Here is a 17976-nt window from a genome sequence, read left to right as displayed (position 1 = left end):
AACAATATGGAATGGAACTTATAATTAATCAAGAAAAAAAATATTTGAGAATGATGCGCTAACCGTGCAGCAACTCCTCGATATCGAATTACCTAATAAACAAAAAGGTATTGCGATCGCTATTGACCAACAAGTTATCCCTAGATCGCAATGGGAAAACACTACTGTACACTCTAATCAAAAAATAATCATCATTAAAGCTACGCAAGGGGGGTAATTTTTGTTTCAGGTTTCAAGTTTTTTTAGTTTATAAACTGTAGTCTAATAAATCTACTCGTTAATAAAGTTTTCAACTAAACTTTCTGTAAACTTACTTTATGAGACCTCAGCCTCAAACCTGAAACTTGAAACCTGAAACTTTATCACGAAGCTTCGGGACTGAAACTTTAAACTAAAAATATATGGAAAATACAATCACAAGAGCACCTTTTCCTAATTCGAAAAAGGTGTACATTCAAGGAGAAATGCACGACATTCAGGTCGCTATGCGTGAAATAACATTATCAGATACCAAACTGACAAACGGACAAGTAGAACAAAATCCGCCCGTAACGGTTTATGATACTTCTGGTGCTTATACAGATCCTGCTATCGAAATTGATGTCCGCAAAGGATTACCTCGTTTGCGTGAGCAATGGATTTTAGATAGAAATGATGTCGAAATTTTAGATGAATTAAGTTCAGATTATGGAAAACAACGTTTAGCCGATGAAAAATTAGATCATTTGCGTTTTGAATATCTGCACCAACCTATGCGTGCCAAAGAAGGTGCTAATGTAACCCAACTATACTACGCAAAACAAGGTATCATCACGCCTGAAATGGAATACATTGCTATCCGTGAAAACCAACGTATAGAACAATTAGAAACGGCACAAAAAGCAATGTGTCATCAGCACGCTGGGGAAAGTTTTGGTGCAAGAACTCCCAAAAGCAAAATTACAGCCGAATTTGTTCGTAGTGAAGTTGCTGCTGGGAGAGCGGTAATTCCAAATAATATCAATCATCCAGAAAGTGAACCTATGATTATAGGGCGTAATTTTCTAGTAAAAATCAATGCTAATATTGGTAATAGTGCGGTGACTTCTAGTATTGAAGAAGAAGTTGAAAAAGCCGTTTGGGCTTGTCGCTGGGGAGCGGATACCATTATGGATTTATCAACTGGTAAAAACATACACGAAACCCGCGAATGGATCATTAGAAATTCACCTGTGCCTATAGGGACTGTGCCTATTTACCAAGCCTTAGAAAAAGTAAAAGGGGTGGCTGAAGACTTGACTTGGGAAATTTTCCGTGATACTTTAATAGAACAATGTGAACAAGGAGTTTCCTATTTTACCATACACGCTGGGGTTTTATTGCGTTATATTCATTTAACAGCAAATAGGGTAACTGGTATTGTTTCTCGTGGTGGTTCTATTATGGCAAAATGGTGTTTATTTCATCACAAAGAAAATTTCTTATACACACATTTTGAAGACATTTGCCAAATATTAAAACAGTATGACGTAGCCTTTTCTTTGGGTGACGGCTTACGTCCCGGTTCAATTGCTGATGCCAATGATGCGGCACAATTTGCCGAATTAGAAACCTTGGGTGAATTGACAAAAATTGCTTGGAAACACGATGTGCAAGTATTTATTGAAGGTCCCGGTCACGTACCTATGCATTTGATTAAGGAAAATATGGAAAAACAATTAGAATGTTGTTCCGAGGCTCCTTTTTATACATTAGGACCATTAACTACAGATATTGCACCGGGTTACGACCATATCACATCGGGGATTGGTGCGGCAATGATTGGTTGGTTTGGCTGTGCAATGCTATGTTATGTTACACCAAAAGAACATTTGGGTTTACCAAATAAAAAAGATGTAAAAGATGGCGTAATCACGTATAAAATTGCTGCACACGCTGCCGATTTAGCAAAAGGTCACCCAGGAGCGCAATACCGTGATAATGCGTTAAGCAAAGCCCGATTTGAATTCCGTTGGGAAGATCAATTCAACCTTTCTTTAGATCCTGATACAGCACGTGAATTCCACGACGAAACACTTCCTGCAGATGCGGCTAAAGTAGCACACTTCTGCTCGATGTGTGGTCCTAAATTCTGTTCAATGAAAATTTCACAAGAAATTAGAGATACTGCTGTCGAAGAAGGACTTAAAGCTAAATCGGAAGAATTTATTGAAAACGGTAAAGAGATTTATGTCTAATTTTTATTTGTGAACCTAACCGCAAAGTACGCAAAGGTTTACGCAAAGCTCGCAAAAAAATTGAGAAACTTTGTGAAGCTAATCGCAAAAGGCGCAAAAAAAGCTTTGTGAGACGTAGTGAAAAACTTTGTGAGACTTAGTGAACCTAACCGTTAAGCTCGCAAAAACTTTGTGTGACTCTGTGCAAAAACTTTGTGAAACTTAGTGAACCTAACCGCTAAGCTCGCAAAAACTTAGTGAACCAAAAAATGATGCTACTATCAACAGAACATACTATAGAAAATGAAATCCAAACCCTGCATCAACTATTTGAGGCAGGGCTTACTCATTTTCACATCAGAAAACCGAACTATACTTTGCAAGAAACAAAAGCATATCTAGATAAAATTAACTCCGCTTTTCATCCTTTTTGTGTCGTTTACTATCCTGAATTAGTAAATGAATACGGGTTGAAAGGAATCCATCAAACTAGTCATAACAGAAGTTTTCTTGTTCCAACTACAAAAAGTTTATCCACCTCGACGCATAGTATTTCAGAATTTAATGAACTTGATTCAGCATATCATTATGCCTTTTTGAGTCCGGTCTTTCCTAGCCTTTCAAAAGCTAATTATCACCATCCTGAGATTCTTCATCAAATTGCTCAACGTACAAATTTTAACACCCAACTAATAGCTTTGGGTGGTATTACAGAAAAAAATATAAGTCAACTGCTTCCGCATTTTGATAGTGTTGCCTTGTTAGGTGCCATTTGGTTACATCCTAATCCTATAGAACAATGGAAAAAATGTCAAAACATCGTCCTTTCGTACTCAGCCTAGCGGGCTTTGATCCTTCAGCTGGAGCGGGTGTTCTTGCTGATGTTAAAACATTTGAAATGCATCAGGTATATGGCTTAGCTGTGATGACTGGCAATACGATTCAAACGGAAGACACCTTTCTCAAAATGGAGTGGATAGATGCTTCTTGGGTAATTGATAGTCTTAACCATCTTGCGGAACAATATGAAGTACAAGCAGTGAAAATTGGAATTATTCCAAGCTTAGAAACATTGGATACTTATCTAAAAACCATAAAACTTTTGTGGCCAAAAGCTAAAATTGTTTGGGATCCTGTTTTGAAAGCTACGGCAAACTATGAATTTACTTCACTTATTGATGATTATTTACCAACTATTTTGAAACAAGTTGACCTCATCACTCCTAATCATAATGAATTAGATATCCTAGTGCCCCAAGCTATTACTCCACAAGAAAAAGCTAAACTATTGGCACAACATAGTACGGTTTTATGGAAAGGCGGACACAATATATCCCAACTAGGAACAGATTATTTGATTATAAATGATGAAATGCATATTTTGAGACCTTCTACTAACAAAATATATCCCAAACACGGTTCGGGTTGTATTTTATCCTCTGCCATCACGGCACAATTGGCTTTAGGGGAATCACTTCTAGATAGTTGTAAAAAAGCCAAACAATTTATAGAACAAACATTAAACACCAACACCCATTTATTAGCCTACTATGTTACCTAAAATTCAATTTATTTCGCAAGGAACTTCAAATGAAGCCCAATTATATTCTATTCAAAAAGCGCTTGATGCTGGAATAGAATGGGTGCAATTACGCTATAAAAATGTGCCCGAAATAGAAGTATTTCGATTGGCAGAAAAAATAAAAAAAGAAACAGATCAATACAATGCTTTATTGACTATTAATGATTACCAAACCATTGCTAAAGCCATAGATGCACACGGTTTACATTTAGGACTTACTGACGGGAGTATTGAAGAAGCTAGAAATTTATTAGGCAATGCTAAAGTAATAGGTGGTACTGCAAATACTCTTGAAGATGTACAGCAACGCATTTCCGAAAAATGTGATTATATAGGTTTAGGACCTCTAAGATATACTAGCACCAAAGAAAAATTAAGTCCCATTTTAGGATTTGAAGGATACCAATCGATAATTGACAAAATTCCTAAAGTCAACCTATCAAAGCCTCTTTTTGCGATAGGAGGGATTGAAGAAAATGACCTTCCTAGACTAATAGAAATTGGAGTGTATGGCATAGCCGTTTCTGGTTTAATTTGTAATGCTACACAACCAAGTCAAATTGTAAAACAACTCAACGAAACACTTTATACGTATGCTTAACATAGGAAATACCACTTTTAACTCCCGATTATTTGTTGGCACTGGAAAATTTGGTTCTAGCCAAATAATGGAAGAAGCAATTTTAGCCTCTGGTTCAGAATTAGTAACGGTAGCCTTAAAAAGAGTCGATTTTGAAACCGAAACTGATGCGATTCTTTCGCACCTCAACCATTCCCATATTCAATTATTACCCAATACTTCAGGAGCTAGAAATGCAAAAGAAGCTGTTTTCGCAGCCCAATTAGCTCGCGAAGCGATGGAAACGAATCTTGTAAAACTCGAAATTCATCCTGATCCAAAATATTTACTTCCTGACCCCATCGAAACCTTAAAAGCTACGGAAGAACTTGCTAAACTAGGATTTGAAGTCTATCCTTACATTCACGCCGACCCCGTTTTATGTAAATTACTGGAAGAAGTGGGTACCGCTGCCGTGATGCCTTTAGGCTCTCCCATAGGAAGTAACAAAGGACTACGAACTATCGATTTTTTAGAAATTATCATCGAACAAAGTAAAGTACCTGTAATTATTGATGCAGGTATAGGTGCTCCGTCTGATGCTGCTAAAGCAATGGAACTAGGTGCCGATGCTGTGTTAGTTAATACCGCAATTGCCGTAGCTGGAAATCCAGTGGCTATGGCACAAGCATTTAAAGAAGCCGTTATTGCAGGGCGTAGAGCTTTTGAGGCCCAGTTAGCCAATCCGCTAGCACAAGCCGAAGCGTCTAGTCCGTTAACGTCGTTTTTATAAGTCCGAAAAAATTATGACCTTTAAAACTGTATTTGAAAACTATTCTTGGGAAGCCGTTGCTAGCCGAATTGCCTCGGTAACGCATCGTGATATACAAAACGTTTTGCGTAAACCTAAACGAAGCATCGAGGATTTTCTGGTGCTTCTATCTCCCCTAGCCCAAGAGTATTTAGAATCTATGGCGCAACTGGCTCATCAACTCACGCAAAAACGCTTTGGTAAAACCATTCAGCTATATGCACCTATGTATTTGAGTAACGAGTGCCAAAATATTTGTACCTACTGCGGATTTAGCCTTGACAATAAAATCAAAAGAAAAACACTTTCAGATAGTGAAATTCGGCAGGAAGTAGAAGCACTAAAAGCTATGGGCTATGATCACGTTTTGTTGGTAACGGGTGAAGCTAATTATACCGTTCACATTGGTTATTTCCTAAATGCTATTGAAGTCATTAAAAACGATTTTGCGAATATTTCTGTTGAAGTACAACCACTTTCACAAGAAGAATACGAACAATTGCATCAAGCAGGTGTGTATTCTGTATTAGTATATCAGGAAACCTATCATAAAGAAGTGTATAAACAATACCATCCTAAAGGAAAAAAATCCAACTTCGATTTTAGATTAGAAACGCCTGACCGTGTAGGGAAAGCAGGTATTCATAAAATAGGATTAGGAGTTTTATTAGGACTTGAAGATTGGCGCGTAGATAGCTTTTTCAATGCCTTACATATTGATTATTTGCAAAAGACCTATTGGAAAAGTAAATATTCGGTTTCTTTTCCTCGCCTCCGACCAGCTGAAGGTATTATCGAACCTAATTTTATAATGGAGGATAAAGACCTGCTCCAACTTATTTGTGCGTACCGTATTTGGAATGAAGATCTTGAAATCTCAATTTCTACGCGTGAAAATGAACATTTTCGGAATCATATTATTCCTATTGGTGTTACCACAATGAGTGCAGGGTCTAAGACCAATCCAGGAGGTTATGTTGTCGATCCACAAACTTTGGAACAATTTGAAATTAGTGATGAACGACCTGTGGCTGAAATTGCGCAGTTGATTAGTGCAAAGGGTTATCAACCTGTTTGGAAGGACTGGGATAGAGCATTTAGAAGTTGAGTTGGAAGTTGGAAGATGGAAGTTAGAAATGGTCTCTGTGAAACTTTGTGCTTTACTTTGTGAACCTCTGTGTAACAAAAAAATAGAATTTAGAAGTGAAAAAGATGGAAGATGCAAGTTGGAAGTTGGGTAAAGCTGAACTTTGAACTTGAAACAAATAAACCTGTAACCAATTTAAAAAAAAGGAGCGAAATATTATTTATGCTTACGATACCAGATTATTTACGTTATTCTAAACATCTTCTTGTTCCTGAAATAGGGGAAGAAGGTCAGTTAAAAATCAAAAATGCTAAAGTGCTCGTGATTGGTGCGGGTGGCTTAGGATGTCCCATTTTGCAATACCTCACTTCGGCTGGTGTAGGTACGCTGGGTGTAATTGATTTTGATACGGTGGCATTGCATAATTTGCATCGCCAAATCCTATATACCGAGATAGATATTGATTTACCAAAGGTTAACCAAGCAAAAATGGCGCTTGAAAAACTAAACCCACTAATAGAGATTCAGGTATTCAACCAAAAACTAACCCTTGAAAATGCTCCTTCCCTATTTGAAAACTTTGATATTATTGTAGATGGTTGCGATAATTTTACTACTCGGTACCTAGTAAACGATATTTGTGTACAATTAGGAAAGCCGCTGGTTTATGGAAGTATTTTTAAGTTTGAAGGGCAATTAGCAGTATTCAATCATAACGGAAGCAAACAACTACGTGATCTATTTCCAGATTCACCCAACCCTGAAGATGTTCCTGATTGTTCATTAAATGGTGTAATTAGTTCGTTACCCGGTATTATAGGTACAATGATGGCACAAGAAACGTTGAAAATGATTATAGGTTTACCTGTGTTAACCAACGAATTGATTGTTTTTTCAACATTTAACTGGGAGTTTCAAAAGTTTGCGTTTTAATTATCTTTTAAAAATGTATACTATATATTCTTTTTTTATTTTTGCTAAAAACACAAAAAATTGAATACATACGAAGCAATATTAATACATCCAGATGTTACAGGCGGAAGAGTGTCTGGAAACTTACAGATTAAAACGAATGGGATTTTCTTTGAATCAGGTGTTATAAAGTATCATATTGGTTTTACTTCACTTTCCATTACTGTGGGAGGTGCAGCAAATAGATTTATCTTTTTTTTAGATACAAGTATTAATTCTATTTCTATTTACACTGCTGATAAATCCATTTTAAAAGACAGCATCTTAGTATCAAATAATAAATTCAAACAAGAAATCAAAAAATCAAAAAGCGCTTTAAATGGACCATTTAGAGGAATAATAATAGCTTTAATTATAATTGGATTCTTCATCGGTTCTCTTTATGTTTTAAAAGACAAAATGGTAGAAGGTATTGCCAGTCAACTCCCTATTTCTTGGGAACAAAAAGCGGGTGATAAACTATTTAATACCTTATCATTACAATATCATTTTATAAAAAATGATACCTTAAAAAATGAATTTATAAAAGTTGCTAAACCTTTATTTAACCAAATAGAAAAAGAAGGTTATGAAGTAGATTTATATTTCGTTAAAGACCCCACTATAAACGCATTTGCCCTTCCCGGTGGCAAAGTAATTATTCAAACAGGATTGATAGAGAATGCTAAATCTTGGGAAGAAGTTATGGGCGTACTTAGTCACGAACTTTCACACGTTACTAGACGTCATCACCTACGAGGAATCATCAATAATTTAGGGATATTTGCCATTTTATCAGCTACTCTTGGCGATGTAAGTGCCATAGCAGGCACATTTATCAATATGGGCGGCGAATTAGCCTCCTTGTCTAACAGTAGAGATTTTGAAATAGAAGCAGATGAAACAGGAAGGCAATATCTAGTAAATGCTAAAATTAATCCAGCTGGATTACTATCATTCTTCAAAACTTTAGAAAAAGAAGAAAAAACAATTTTAGATTCGACTGCGGTTAAAGATATAGATTTATCTTTCCTATCAACGCATCCTGATACAAAAACCCGTATTAAAAAATTAAAAGAAAAACAAAAAGAAGATAAAACCCCATATCCCGTATTACCTAACACTTTTAATGATTTTAAAGCCAAACTTTTAAAAATAAAATAAACGATGAAAATTAAAACAGAAGGAAAACCTGCTTTTGCTTATGTGATGGTCGAACTCGAACCGGGAGAAACCATTATTGCAGAATCAGATGCAATGTCTAGTATGTCGGCAGAACTAGATTTAGATGCTAAGTTCAATGGGGGATTTTTGGTAGCATTAATGAGAAAATTCTTAGGAGGTGAAAGTCTTTTCATTAATCATTTTAGGAATAATACCAGTAAAACACTTTCGCTACATTTAACTCAAACGACACCAGGAGATATAGAAATTAAAGAATTAGACGGTACCCAAAGTTACTGCATACAAAGAGGTGCTTATATTGCTTCTGAAAAAGGAGTTAAACTAAGCGTAAAATGGGCTGGTTTAGGTTCATTAATTGGTGGCGAAGGTTTATTTAAACTAGTAGTATCTGGAACTGGAAGAGTAATTTTTGGTGCTTATGGCGGAATTCTTGAAAAAGAAATTGATGGCGAATATATCGTAGATACAGGACATCTTGTGGCCTATGAGCCAGGAATGAAACTTAAACCCCAATTATCAGGCGGTATTTTTAGTAGCTTCTTTGGCGGTGAAGGCTTTGTTACGAGAGTAGAAGGAAAAGGAAAAATATATATCCAAACAAGAAATATATCTGGTTTAGTTTCTTGGATTAATAGACAATTATAATTGAACGTATGGATACACAATATACAGAAATACTGGGAAAATCGACGACTTTAGATGTTGATTTACAAATGAGACCAAGTTCTACCGCTGCGGTAATCAAACTAAAACCGGAGAAGAGTTTACTGCCGAAGGAGGATCCATGATTGCTATGAGTCCAAGTATCACTATGACTACCTCAACACAACAAAAAAAATCAGGTGGTTTTTTAAAAGGTCTTAAAAGAATGTTATCTGGCGAAAGCTTTTTCTTAAATCATTACAAAGCAGGAAATGAAGGCGGCACCGTTTTTTTAAGTACAACACTAGCTGGAGATATGATGGTCAAAGAACTTCGTGGCGAAGGTATCATTGTACAAGGAGGATCTTATGTAGCGAGTTCACCAGACATTACAATCGATATGAGTTTTCAAGGATTCAAAAATTTGATTTCTAAAGAAGGACTTTTTTGGTTAGCAGTAAAAGGACAAGGAACCGTAGTTGTCAATTCTTTTGGCGCTATTTACCCTATTCAAATTGATGGTGAATATATAGTAGATACAGGGCATATTGTAGCTTTTGAAGAACACCTAAATTTTACACTTACAAAAGCGGGTAAAAGCTGGATAAATTCAATTTTAGGAGGAGAAGGATTGGTATGTAAATTTAAAGGTCAAGGAACCGTATGGGTACAATCTCATAATACGTCAACATTTGGAGCAATACTAGGGCCTAAACTTAAACCAAGATAATATTTATGGAAACGCAAAATAAAGGATTCAAATTCAAAATGGATTGCAAACCAGATTTTGGTTTTGTAACCATCAATATACCTGCTGGAGAAAAATTAAAGGTGGAAGCAAGCGCAATGGCCACTATGGATACTAATCTTGAAATGAAAACGACACTCAAAGGTGGTTTTTCAAGATTTTTGACAGGAGAGTCATTATTCATCAATGAATTTACGGCAAAAAATGGATCAGGAGATATTCAATTAGCACCTGCTTGTCCAGGTGACGTAGAGCATATTTATCTAAACAACGAAACGATCTATATTCAGAATAGTGCTTTTTTAGCTTCCTCAGAAAATATTACCGTTGAATCAAAATTTCAAGGCTTGATAAAAGGTTTCTTTTCAGGCGAAAATTTATTCTTAATCAAATGTTCTGGCGATGGCGATCTTTGGTTTAATTCCTATGGCGGAATCATTCCTATCGATGTGGAAGATGGCTATGTAATAGATACAGGTCATATTGTAGCCTTTACCGAAGGGCTAACGTATGATGTAACCAGAGTAGGTGGTTACAAATCACTTTTCTTTTCGGGTGAAGGATTGGTATGTAGATTTGAGGGAAAAGGAAGAATCTGGATTCAAACTAGAAAAATAAATCCGTTCTTGAGCTGGACATTCCCTTTCAGACCACAGAAAAAGAAAGACTAAAAGTTTTAAAAAGAGGTTGTCCTAAACCCTTTTGGATAACCTCTTTTCACTTGCTTTTCAAGATTTCAATAAAAGCCTCTCTTGGTATTTCCTGACACCCCAATGATGCCAAATGATCATTATAGATTTGGCAATCCAATAGTTTATATTTATTTTTCTTCAAATGAGCAACTAATGCAATAAAAGCTATTTTAGACGCATTACTTACATGTGAAAACATGCTTTCTCCACAAAAAACAGTATCCATATCAACACCATACAATCCTCCCACTAACTGCTCATCCAACCAAACCTCTACTGACATTGCTTTTCCTATTTCGTGTAAATGCGTATAGGAATCTATCATTTCATCTGTAATCCAAGTACCATACTGACTCGGACGATAAATTTGTTGGCAATTGATCATTACCTCTCGAAAAGATTGATTAAAAGTCACCTTAAAGATACCTTTATTCATTATGTTTCGCATACTTTTAGAAGGCTTAAACGCATCTGGAAACAAAACCATGCGTAAGGGAGGGCACCACCACAAAATAGGATCGTTATCATCAAACCAAGGAAAAATACCATTTTTATAAGCCAATAATAATCTTTCTGGTGACAAATCGCCTCCCACGGCTAATACGCCTTCTTTTGAAGTTTGTTCAACGGGAGGAAAATATAATTCTTTGGTTATAAAATACATATTCAAATTTAATATTTATGTCAATAAAAAAAGTCATTCAAAACGAGGAATATCAATAAAGATTTTTCACTTCGTTCCGAATGACATTCTTATATCTGAGTTCTAAAAATTACATTCTGAAATTAGAAAGGTAAGTCATCATGTTCTTCTTCATTAAAACTGGGTGCTGGCTCAAAAGCTTGTGCAGCAGGCATTGGAGGCATTTGTTGAGACATGGCTGGTTGAGCTGTTTGCATAGGTTGTACTCTTTCAATTCTCCAGCCTTGAATGGTATTAAAATATTTAGCTTCTCCTTGTGGGTTAATCCACTCACGACCACGTAAGTTAATGGATACTTTTACTTGTTCTCCCACTTGAAAGTTATTTAAATCATCTACTTTTGCTTGAGTAAACTCAATCATGATGTGTTGTGGATATTGCTCCTCCGTTGTAACTACTAACTCTCTCTTCTTAAAAGATGCACTAACCTCTTGTGTTGGGTTAATCATTTTAATTCTTCCTGTAACTTCCATGATAACGTGTATTAATTATTTTGCTAACAAGACTTTCCATGCAGAAAGTATGTCTTGATTTTTTAAATATTCTTTTGCTAACTGTTTGATTTTTAAAGTGTCTTTAGTAATTAAAGCTTCTTGTAATGAACTATTTTGCTGTGCAAAGATAATGATTTCTTCTTCTTTTGGCAATGCTTCTATATTTCCTAGCATACCTAAATCATTTCCAGTAAAGAAAGCATCCTCTTTTATATAACTAGGAATAGCATCTACTCCAATGCCTAAAGTGATCAAAGGTTTTGGTACTTCAAAAAGACCTCTATTAGAACGCGAATACCAATTTCCACCCAAACGAGCTACTAAATCAATTTTGTGTTGATCAATTATACCATTTTCATCTAAAATAGCTTCCTCTATATGAATCTTAACAACTTCACAAATGATAAGATTACCTGCGCCTCCTTCTTTTCCTAATGCAATTACCTCGTTAACTTTGCACTCAAATTGTACAGGAGATTCTGCAACCCGAAATGGTTTGACAAGGTCAGAGGGTAGGGCAGTAAGACCTGCTTTTTCAAATTCATTTACGCCTTCTGCATATTCAGTACTAGCAAGTGACATTTGTTGCACAATATCGTAATTCACGACATTTATTACAACCTCTTTCATTTCTAATGCGTTTTCTAAAGTATGTTTGGTCGTATTTCCTCTGACTCTTCTGGCTGGAGAAAAAACTAAAATAGGCGGATTGGCACTAAAAACATTAAAAAAACTGAAAGGTGATAAATTAGGCCTTCCTTTTGCATCTATCGTACTAGCAAAGGCAATAGGTCTTGGTGCAATAGCACCTTGTAAATAGGACTGAACTTGTGGTGTAGATAATTCAGCAGGAATGAAACTTTTCATTTATAAATTGGTTTTTAAACAAAAATAAGAAAAGAAGCTATAAAATAAAGTAAAGGAAATAGACTTTTATTATATTTAGGCTCTTAACTATAAATATGAATTTTACCAATAAAAGCAATTCTATTCGTTGGCTGTTAGTAGGTTTTTCCTTTCTAATTATAAGTCTCATTTTATGGAATACTTATACTTTAATGCAGATTTTTAGAAAAGAAGAACGCCATAAAATGGAACTTTGGGCAACCGCTCAAAAAACCTTACAAAATGCAACAGATGAAACAGAGGTAGACTTACCTTTACAAATACTAACTAATAATGAAACGATTCCGACCATATTATTAGACGGAAAAGATAGTATATTGAGCTTTACAAATTTTGATGAATCCTTGTTAAAGAATCCTAAAAAAAGAAAAATCTTATTTTACAATTCAAACAAGCTAACAATAAAATTAATATTGAATATGACAAAGGAAAACGTCGTTATTTGTATTATATGGATTCCGCTTTATTGAGCCAACTAAAATATTACCCTATGGCACTCATTACGATTATTTTGTTATTTGGTGCTTTAGTTTATAATTATTACCGAACGAATAAGATTTCAACGCAAAACAAACTCTGGGCCGGTATGGCTAAAGAAACAGCGCATCAAATAGGGACCCCTCTTTCATCTTTAATGGGGTGGATAGAAATTATGAAAGCCGATCAAATAGATGAAAATATCGTTTCTGAAATTGAAAAAGACCTTCTTAGACTTCAAAATATAACAGAACGTTTTTCCAAAATAGGCTCCGAACCAAAATTAGAAAATAGAAATATTGTAGAAGAAACCAAATTAGTATACGACTACTTAGCGTCTCGATTTGAAGGACAAGTAAAATTTCAGTTTTTTTCAACAGAAACCGTATCATTTGCTAAAATAAACCCTACGTTACACAGTTGGACTATAGAAAATTTAGTAAAGAATGCTATAGATGCCATGCGCGGCAGAGGAGATATAGATATTATCATTGAAGAACAAGAGGAGTATATCAAAATTAAAATAGCAGATACAGGTAAAGGGATTCCGCGAAGTCAATTCAAAAAAATATTCGAACCCGGTTTTACCACTAAAAAAAGAGGGTGGGGGCTTGGATTATCCTTAACCAAACGAATAGTAGAAGAATATCATAAAGGTAAAATAAGAGTTTTGCATTCTGAAATTAATAAAGGAACGACCTTTCAAATTAGTTATAAAAAATGTATTTAAGTTATTGGGAAATAAAAAATTGGTTTACAGCAATTGATTTTACCATAGTAGGAAGTGGTATAGTAGGCTTACACACAGCTCTACGCTTACGTGAACGATTTCCTAAAAGTAAAATTCTTATAGTAGAAAAAGGAATGTTGCCAGAAGGTGCCAGCACAAAAAATGCAGGATTTGCTTGCTTTGGTTCACTATCAGAAATTTTAGATGATCTAAAAAATCATACAGAAGAAGAAGTAATACAATTAGTTCAAAAACGTTGGAATGGATTGCAATTATTACGTAAAAACCTCGGAGATGCAACTATTAATCTAAAACCCTATGGAGGCTATGAATTATTTTTATCAGAAGAGGATACTAGTTATCAAGAATGTTTAGATAAGCTCCCTTTTATAAATGATCTTCTTCATCCCTTATTTAAAACAACTGTTTTTAAAAAACAAACAGATCATTTTGATTTTAAAAATATAAAAGAATATACTGTTTTTAATCCATTTGAAGCCCAAATTGATACAGGCAATATGATGCAAGCATTACTAAAAAAAGCGCACACAAACAATATCTTGATCTTAAATAATCAAATGGTTAAAAATTATATAGAGCTAGGAAATGCAGTAGAAGTAATTTTGTCTGATTATACATTCAAAACCAAAAAACTACTCTTTGCTACCAATGGATTTGCAGGACACCTAACAAAGGATGAGGTAAAACCAGCTAGAGCACAAGTACTGATAACAGAACCTATATACAATTTAGCAATTCAAGGTACTTTTCATTTAGATAAAGGATATTATTATTTTAGAAATATAGACAATCGGATTTTATTAGGAGGCGGACGAAATTTAGATTTTGAAGGTGAAACAACCACTTCATTAAACCCAACAGGTTTAATACAAAACAAATTGGAAGAATTATTAAAAACTGTAATTTTGCCGCAAACAAAAGTGGCTATTGCGCATCGTTGGAGTGGTATTATGGGAGTAGGTACTCATAAAAAACCAATCGTACAATTTCTTTCAACAAATGTTTGTTGTGGTGTACGAATGGGAGGCATGGGAGTTGCAATAGGAAGTTTAATAGGACAAGAATTAGCAGATTTAATATAAATGACAACAAAAAAAAATACGAATACCAAAACAAATACCAAAACAAAGTCTAAAAACCAATCATCTCATTTCATGACGAAGGTGAAATTATTTTTATGGAAATGTTTCCTGTATTTTAATATAGTTTCAATAGCATTTGTCTTTTTATTTAAATATGTTCCCGTTCCTTTTACCCCTTTAATGATCATACGAGCCATAGAAAATAAAGCAGCTGGTAAAGACGTTATCTTTTCACATGATTGGGTACCCATTGATGATCTATCCCTTAATTTACAAAAAGCCGTAATATCTAGTGAAGACGGTCTTTTTCTTCAACATAATGGATTTGATTTTTCTGCTATGAATAAAGCATTCAAAGGAAACCTAAAAGGAAAAAAATTAAAAGGAGGAAGTACCATTTCACAGCAAACAGCTAAAAATGTTTTCTTATGGCAAGGGCGTAGTTATTTACGTAAAGCATTAGAGGCTTATTACACCGTTCTAATTGAATTAATTTGGGGTAAAAAACGAATTATGGAAGTTTATTTAAATAGTATCGAAATGGGTAATGGCATTTATGGTGCAGAAGCCGCTTGTCAATATTGGTTCCATAAAAGCTCTAAAAGTCTTACCAAATACGAAGCCGCTTCAATAGCCGCTATACTTCCTAGTCCAAGAAAATACAAAGCCGTTGGATCTTCTAACTATGTTGAAAAAAGGAAAAATAAAACCATCCGAGTAATGCGTCATATAGGAAATTTAGAATACTAATTCAGAATCTTAAAATTTAAATTAAAAATATTATATTACAGAGTTTATTTTATAGTTTTATAAAAAAGCTATAATTTTTTCATCCCTTATAAAGTATTTTAGTAAACAGTATACTATGAATCTATTTATAAAAAAAAGATATATTATACCTGCAATTGCAGGAGGTTTTTTATTTCTAGGAGCCAGTTTTAAAGAAGATTTTTTTGAAATAGCTAAGCAAATTGAAATCTTTACAACTTTATTTAAAACGGTTAACATGAACTATGTTGACCAAACCAATCCAGCCGAATTAATGGATAGATCTATAAAGAGCATGTTAGCCGAATTAGATCCTTATACAGTCTATTTTAATGAAGCAGATGTAGTTCGTTTCAAAATAAACAATACAGGCGAATATACAGGCATAGGAGCTATGATAACTCGAAAAGAAGGTAAAACATATATACGCGAACCTTATAAAGGATATCCTGCTGATAAAGCAGGTTTAAAGGCAGGCGATGAAATTATCAAAATTAATGATGTCCTTTTAGCTGATTTTAAAGAAGATGTATCCCAACTTCTTAAGGGGAGTAAGAATACTAAAATTTCGATACATTATAAAAGAAATGACGAATTAAAAACAACTTCATTAATTTTAGATGAAATAGATGTAAAAGCAGTTCCTTACTATGGTATGGCTGACTCCAAAACAGGTTATATAGTACTGTCACAATTTAATGCAAAAGCTTCCAGCGAAACACGTGAAGCATTAGAAAACTTAAAAGATCAAGGAGCAACCCAAATTATATTAGATCTTAGAGGGAATCCGGGAGGTCTTTTACACGAAGCGGTTAATATATGTAATTTATTTGTCCCTGCCGGTGAAATAATTGTAACGACAAAATCCAAAGTAGAAAAACACAATAACGTGTATAGAACATCTAAACAACCTGTAGATCTCGAAATTCCGCTGGCTATAATTGTTGATGGCAAAAGTGCCTCCGCTAGTGAAATCGTTTCGGGTGCACTTCAAGATTTAGATAGAGCCGTTATAATAGGTTCTAGAAGTTTTGGTAAAGGATTGGTACAGCGCCCTATTGATCTAACGTACGGAACACAATTAAAGGTAACTATTTCTAGGTACTATACACCATCAGGGCGTTGTATACAAGCGCTAGACTATTCAAAAAAAGACGCGAATGGTAAAGCCATACGGACAGATGCAAAAAATTATAATGCTTTTAAAACACGAAAAGGCAGAACAGTATATGACGGTGGTGGCATCCTGCCTGATATTGAATTAGAAGAAAGTAAAACAAGTACTATAGCCGATGCCTTGCTAAGAGCAGATGCTATATTTAGTTATGCCAATCAATATTATTATAAAAACCCCAATTTAGGCAATACAATTCCTAATTTAGGAGATACTGATTTTATCCATTTTAAAAATTACTTAAAAACACAAAAATTTTCTTTTGATACAAACACAGATCGAGCACTCAAAGCCGTATTAGAACAAGCTAAAAAGAAAAAAATGGATGTGCAAATTAAATCAGAATACGAAGCTTTACAACAAGCTTTGCAAAAAGCAGATGAGGTAGCGTTAGATAAAAATAAAGTTGAAATTATAAATTTATTAAAAGACGAGCTTATTAAACGATATCAATACAAAGAAGGACTTTATCAATATTACGCAAAAAACAATAGTATTATAAAAACAGCAACGGATCTGTTGAACAATACAGCAGAGTATAAAAAAATTTTAGTAAAATAACGTGAGTTCGACTTAATAAAACTTTTAACATGCTAATAAACAGTTATTTCGTATTTATTTGAGGAACTTTGTGCAATTCTTTGTGTAATAGCTATACGACGAAAAACACAAAGAAAGCACTAACGGAAGCACAAAGATTCTATGGAATATACTAAAAATCAATGTTTTTTATATAGAACTCACGTTATTTAGCGTATGTGATTTCGATCCTATTTTATAAATGACAAGAGCGCCGAACAATTTTTTATAGTAAATAAATCACCATTCTGTTTGTCACTCTTCACTATTGCCTATTGGCTCTTGCCTATTGCCTTTTGCCTCTCCACTCTTGCCTCTTTTGAGCGTGTTATGTTGTTTACTTTATGTGATACCTCCTTGGGTCGGGATGAACTGTCCAAGTTCAAAAGCAGAGAGAGAAAGGAACTAGCATCGCGAACAGTCTTTTGACCCATGACAAAATTTAGCTTTTATCTTTCTCTTTCTTCTGTTGAAATAAATTTATAAATATTCAAAGAACTTACCTATACAAACATAGAATGACAAGAGCGCCGAACAATTTTTTATAGTAAATAAATCACCATTCTGTTTGTCACTCTTCACTCTTCACT

General features: G+C 34.5%; 18 protein-coding genes and 1 pseudogene. 16 read left to right on the top strand and 3 right to left on the bottom strand.

The features are described 5' to 3' along the window. The first annotated feature begins 64 nt into the window (after nt 1-64). The 12 genes from thiS to JJC05_RS08305 all read left to right on the top strand — a co-directional run bounded on the left by thiS (nt 65) and on the right by JJC05_RS08305 (nt 10431). The gene (gene thiS / locus JJC05_RS08360; protein WP_258928252.1) at nt 65-217 is read left to right on the top strand and encodes a sulfur carrier protein ThiS; all 153 of its coding nucleotides are present in this window, start codon (nt 65-67) and stop codon (nt 215-217) included. 184 nt (nt 218-401) lie between these two features. Beyond that, entirely contained in the window at nt 402-2216 is a 1815-nt protein-coding gene (gene thiC, locus JJC05_RS08355; RefSeq protein WP_127823413.1) for a phosphomethylpyrimidine synthase ThiC, read from the top strand. A 248-nt stretch (nt 2217-2464) separates the two neighbouring features. Next, nucleotides 2465-3037: a thiamine phosphate synthase gene (locus JJC05_RS08350; RefSeq protein WP_235877198.1), complete on the top strand. Its 573-nt coding sequence runs from the start codon at nt 2465-2467 to the stop codon at nt 3035-3037. After that, complete coding sequence (locus JJC05_RS08345) at nt 3004-3756, top strand: hydroxymethylpyrimidine/phosphomethylpyrimidine kinase (RefSeq protein ID WP_235877197.1); 753 nt, start codon at nt 3004-3006, stop codon at nt 3754-3756. Before JJC05_RS08350 ends, JJC05_RS08345 begins: the two co-directional genes overlap by 34 nt. Further along, nucleotides 3746-4378 carry a thiamine phosphate synthase gene (gene thiE / locus JJC05_RS08340; RefSeq protein WP_105195142.1) on the top strand — a complete coding sequence of 211 codons (633 nt, stop codon included), beginning with the start codon at nt 3746-3748 and terminating at the stop codon, nt 4376-4378. Before JJC05_RS08345 ends, thiE begins: the two co-directional genes overlap by 11 nt. After that, nucleotides 4371-5129: a thiazole synthase gene (locus JJC05_RS08335; protein WP_105195143.1), complete on the top strand. Its 759-nt coding sequence runs from the start codon at nt 4371-4373 to the stop codon at nt 5127-5129. The genes thiE and JJC05_RS08335 overlap by 8 nt, the downstream gene beginning before the upstream one ends. Before the next feature lie 10 nt (nt 5130-5139). Then, nucleotides 5140-6255, top strand: a complete 1116-nt coding sequence (gene thiH / locus JJC05_RS08330; RefSeq protein WP_088392400.1) for a 2-iminoacetate synthase ThiH — start codon at nt 5140-5142, stop codon at nt 6253-6255. A 201-nt stretch (nt 6256-6456) separates the two neighbouring features. Then, the gene (locus JJC05_RS08325; RefSeq protein ID WP_235878849.1) at nt 6457-7167 is read left to right on the top strand and encodes a HesA/MoeB/ThiF family protein; all 711 of its coding nucleotides are present in this window, start codon (nt 6457-6459) and stop codon (nt 7165-7167) included. A gap of 60 nt (nt 7168-7227) precedes the next feature. Next, entirely contained in the window at nt 7228-8349 is a 1122-nt protein-coding gene (locus JJC05_RS08320) for a M48 family metallopeptidase (RefSeq protein WP_235877196.1), read from the top strand. 3 nt (nt 8350-8352) lie between these two features. Then, nucleotides 8353-9015 carry a TIGR00266 family protein gene (locus JJC05_RS08315; RefSeq protein ID WP_105195146.1) on the top strand — a complete coding sequence of 221 codons (663 nt, stop codon included), beginning with the start codon at nt 8353-8355 and terminating at the stop codon, nt 9013-9015. A gap of 148 nt (nt 9016-9163) precedes the next feature. Continuing rightward, nucleotides 9164-9742 (top strand): TIGR00266 family protein, encoded by a 579-nt coding sequence (locus JJC05_RS08310; protein ID WP_258928244.1) that lies wholly within the window; start codon nt 9164-9166, stop codon nt 9740-9742. Between the two features lie 5 nt (nt 9743-9747). Next, entirely contained in the window at nt 9748-10431 is a 684-nt protein-coding gene (locus tag JJC05_RS08305) for a TIGR00266 family protein (protein ID WP_235877194.1), read from the top strand. Between the two features lie 46 nt (nt 10432-10477). On the opposite strand, the gene aat is transcribed toward JJC05_RS08305, so the two are convergent. The 3 genes from aat to JJC05_RS08290 all read right to left on the bottom strand — a co-directional run bounded on the left by aat (nt 10478) and on the right by JJC05_RS08290 (nt 12516). Beyond that, on the bottom strand, nt 10478-11116 hold the full coding sequence (aat, locus tag JJC05_RS08300) for a leucyl/phenylalanyl-tRNA--protein transferase (RefSeq protein WP_235877193.1): 639 nt from the start codon (nt 11114-11116) through the stop codon (nt 10478-10480). A 122-nt stretch (nt 11117-11238) separates the two neighbouring features. Next, on the bottom strand, nt 11239-11628 hold the full coding sequence (locus JJC05_RS08295; RefSeq protein WP_088392386.1) for a DUF3127 domain-containing protein: 390 nt from the start codon (nt 11626-11628) through the stop codon (nt 11239-11241). Nucleotides 11629-11643: 15 nt separating this feature from the next. Continuing rightward, entirely contained in the window at nt 11644-12516 is an 873-nt protein-coding gene (locus JJC05_RS08290) for a flavin reductase family protein (protein WP_088392384.1), read from the bottom strand. A gap of 95 nt (nt 12517-12611) precedes the next feature. Here JJC05_RS08290 and JJC05_RS18810 point away from each other — a divergent pair. The 4 genes and pseudogenes from JJC05_RS18810 (at nt 12612) to JJC05_RS08270 (ending at nt 17368) form a co-directional block, all read left to right on the top strand. Then, a pseudogene (locus tag JJC05_RS18810) lies at nt 12612-13762 on the top strand (ATP-binding protein). After that, nucleotides 13753-14865: an NAD(P)/FAD-dependent oxidoreductase gene (locus JJC05_RS08280; RefSeq protein WP_105195151.1), complete on the top strand. Its 1113-nt coding sequence runs from the start codon at nt 13753-13755 to the stop codon at nt 14863-14865. The pseudogene JJC05_RS18810 and the gene JJC05_RS08280 overlap by 10 nt, the downstream one beginning before the upstream one ends. Continuing rightward, nucleotides 14866-15615, top strand: a complete 750-nt coding sequence (gene mtgA / locus JJC05_RS08275; protein WP_105195152.1) for a monofunctional biosynthetic peptidoglycan transglycosylase — start codon at nt 14866-14868, stop codon at nt 15613-15615. Nucleotides 15616-15730: 115 nt separating this feature from the next. Continuing rightward, nucleotides 15731-17368 carry a S41 family peptidase gene (locus JJC05_RS08270; protein ID WP_235877192.1) on the top strand — a complete coding sequence of 546 codons (1638 nt, stop codon included), beginning with the start codon at nt 15731-15733 and terminating at the stop codon, nt 17366-17368. The last annotated feature ends 608 nt before the right edge of the window (nt 17369-17976 follow it).

Source organism: Flavobacterium davisii, from assembly GCF_019565505.1.
In the GTDB taxonomy this organism is placed as follows: domain Bacteria; phylum Bacteroidota; class Bacteroidia; order Flavobacteriales; family Flavobacteriaceae; genus Flavobacterium; species Flavobacterium davisii.
Note: the sequence above shows the minus strand (reverse complement) of the source record. Positions and strands in the feature narration are given on the sequence as shown.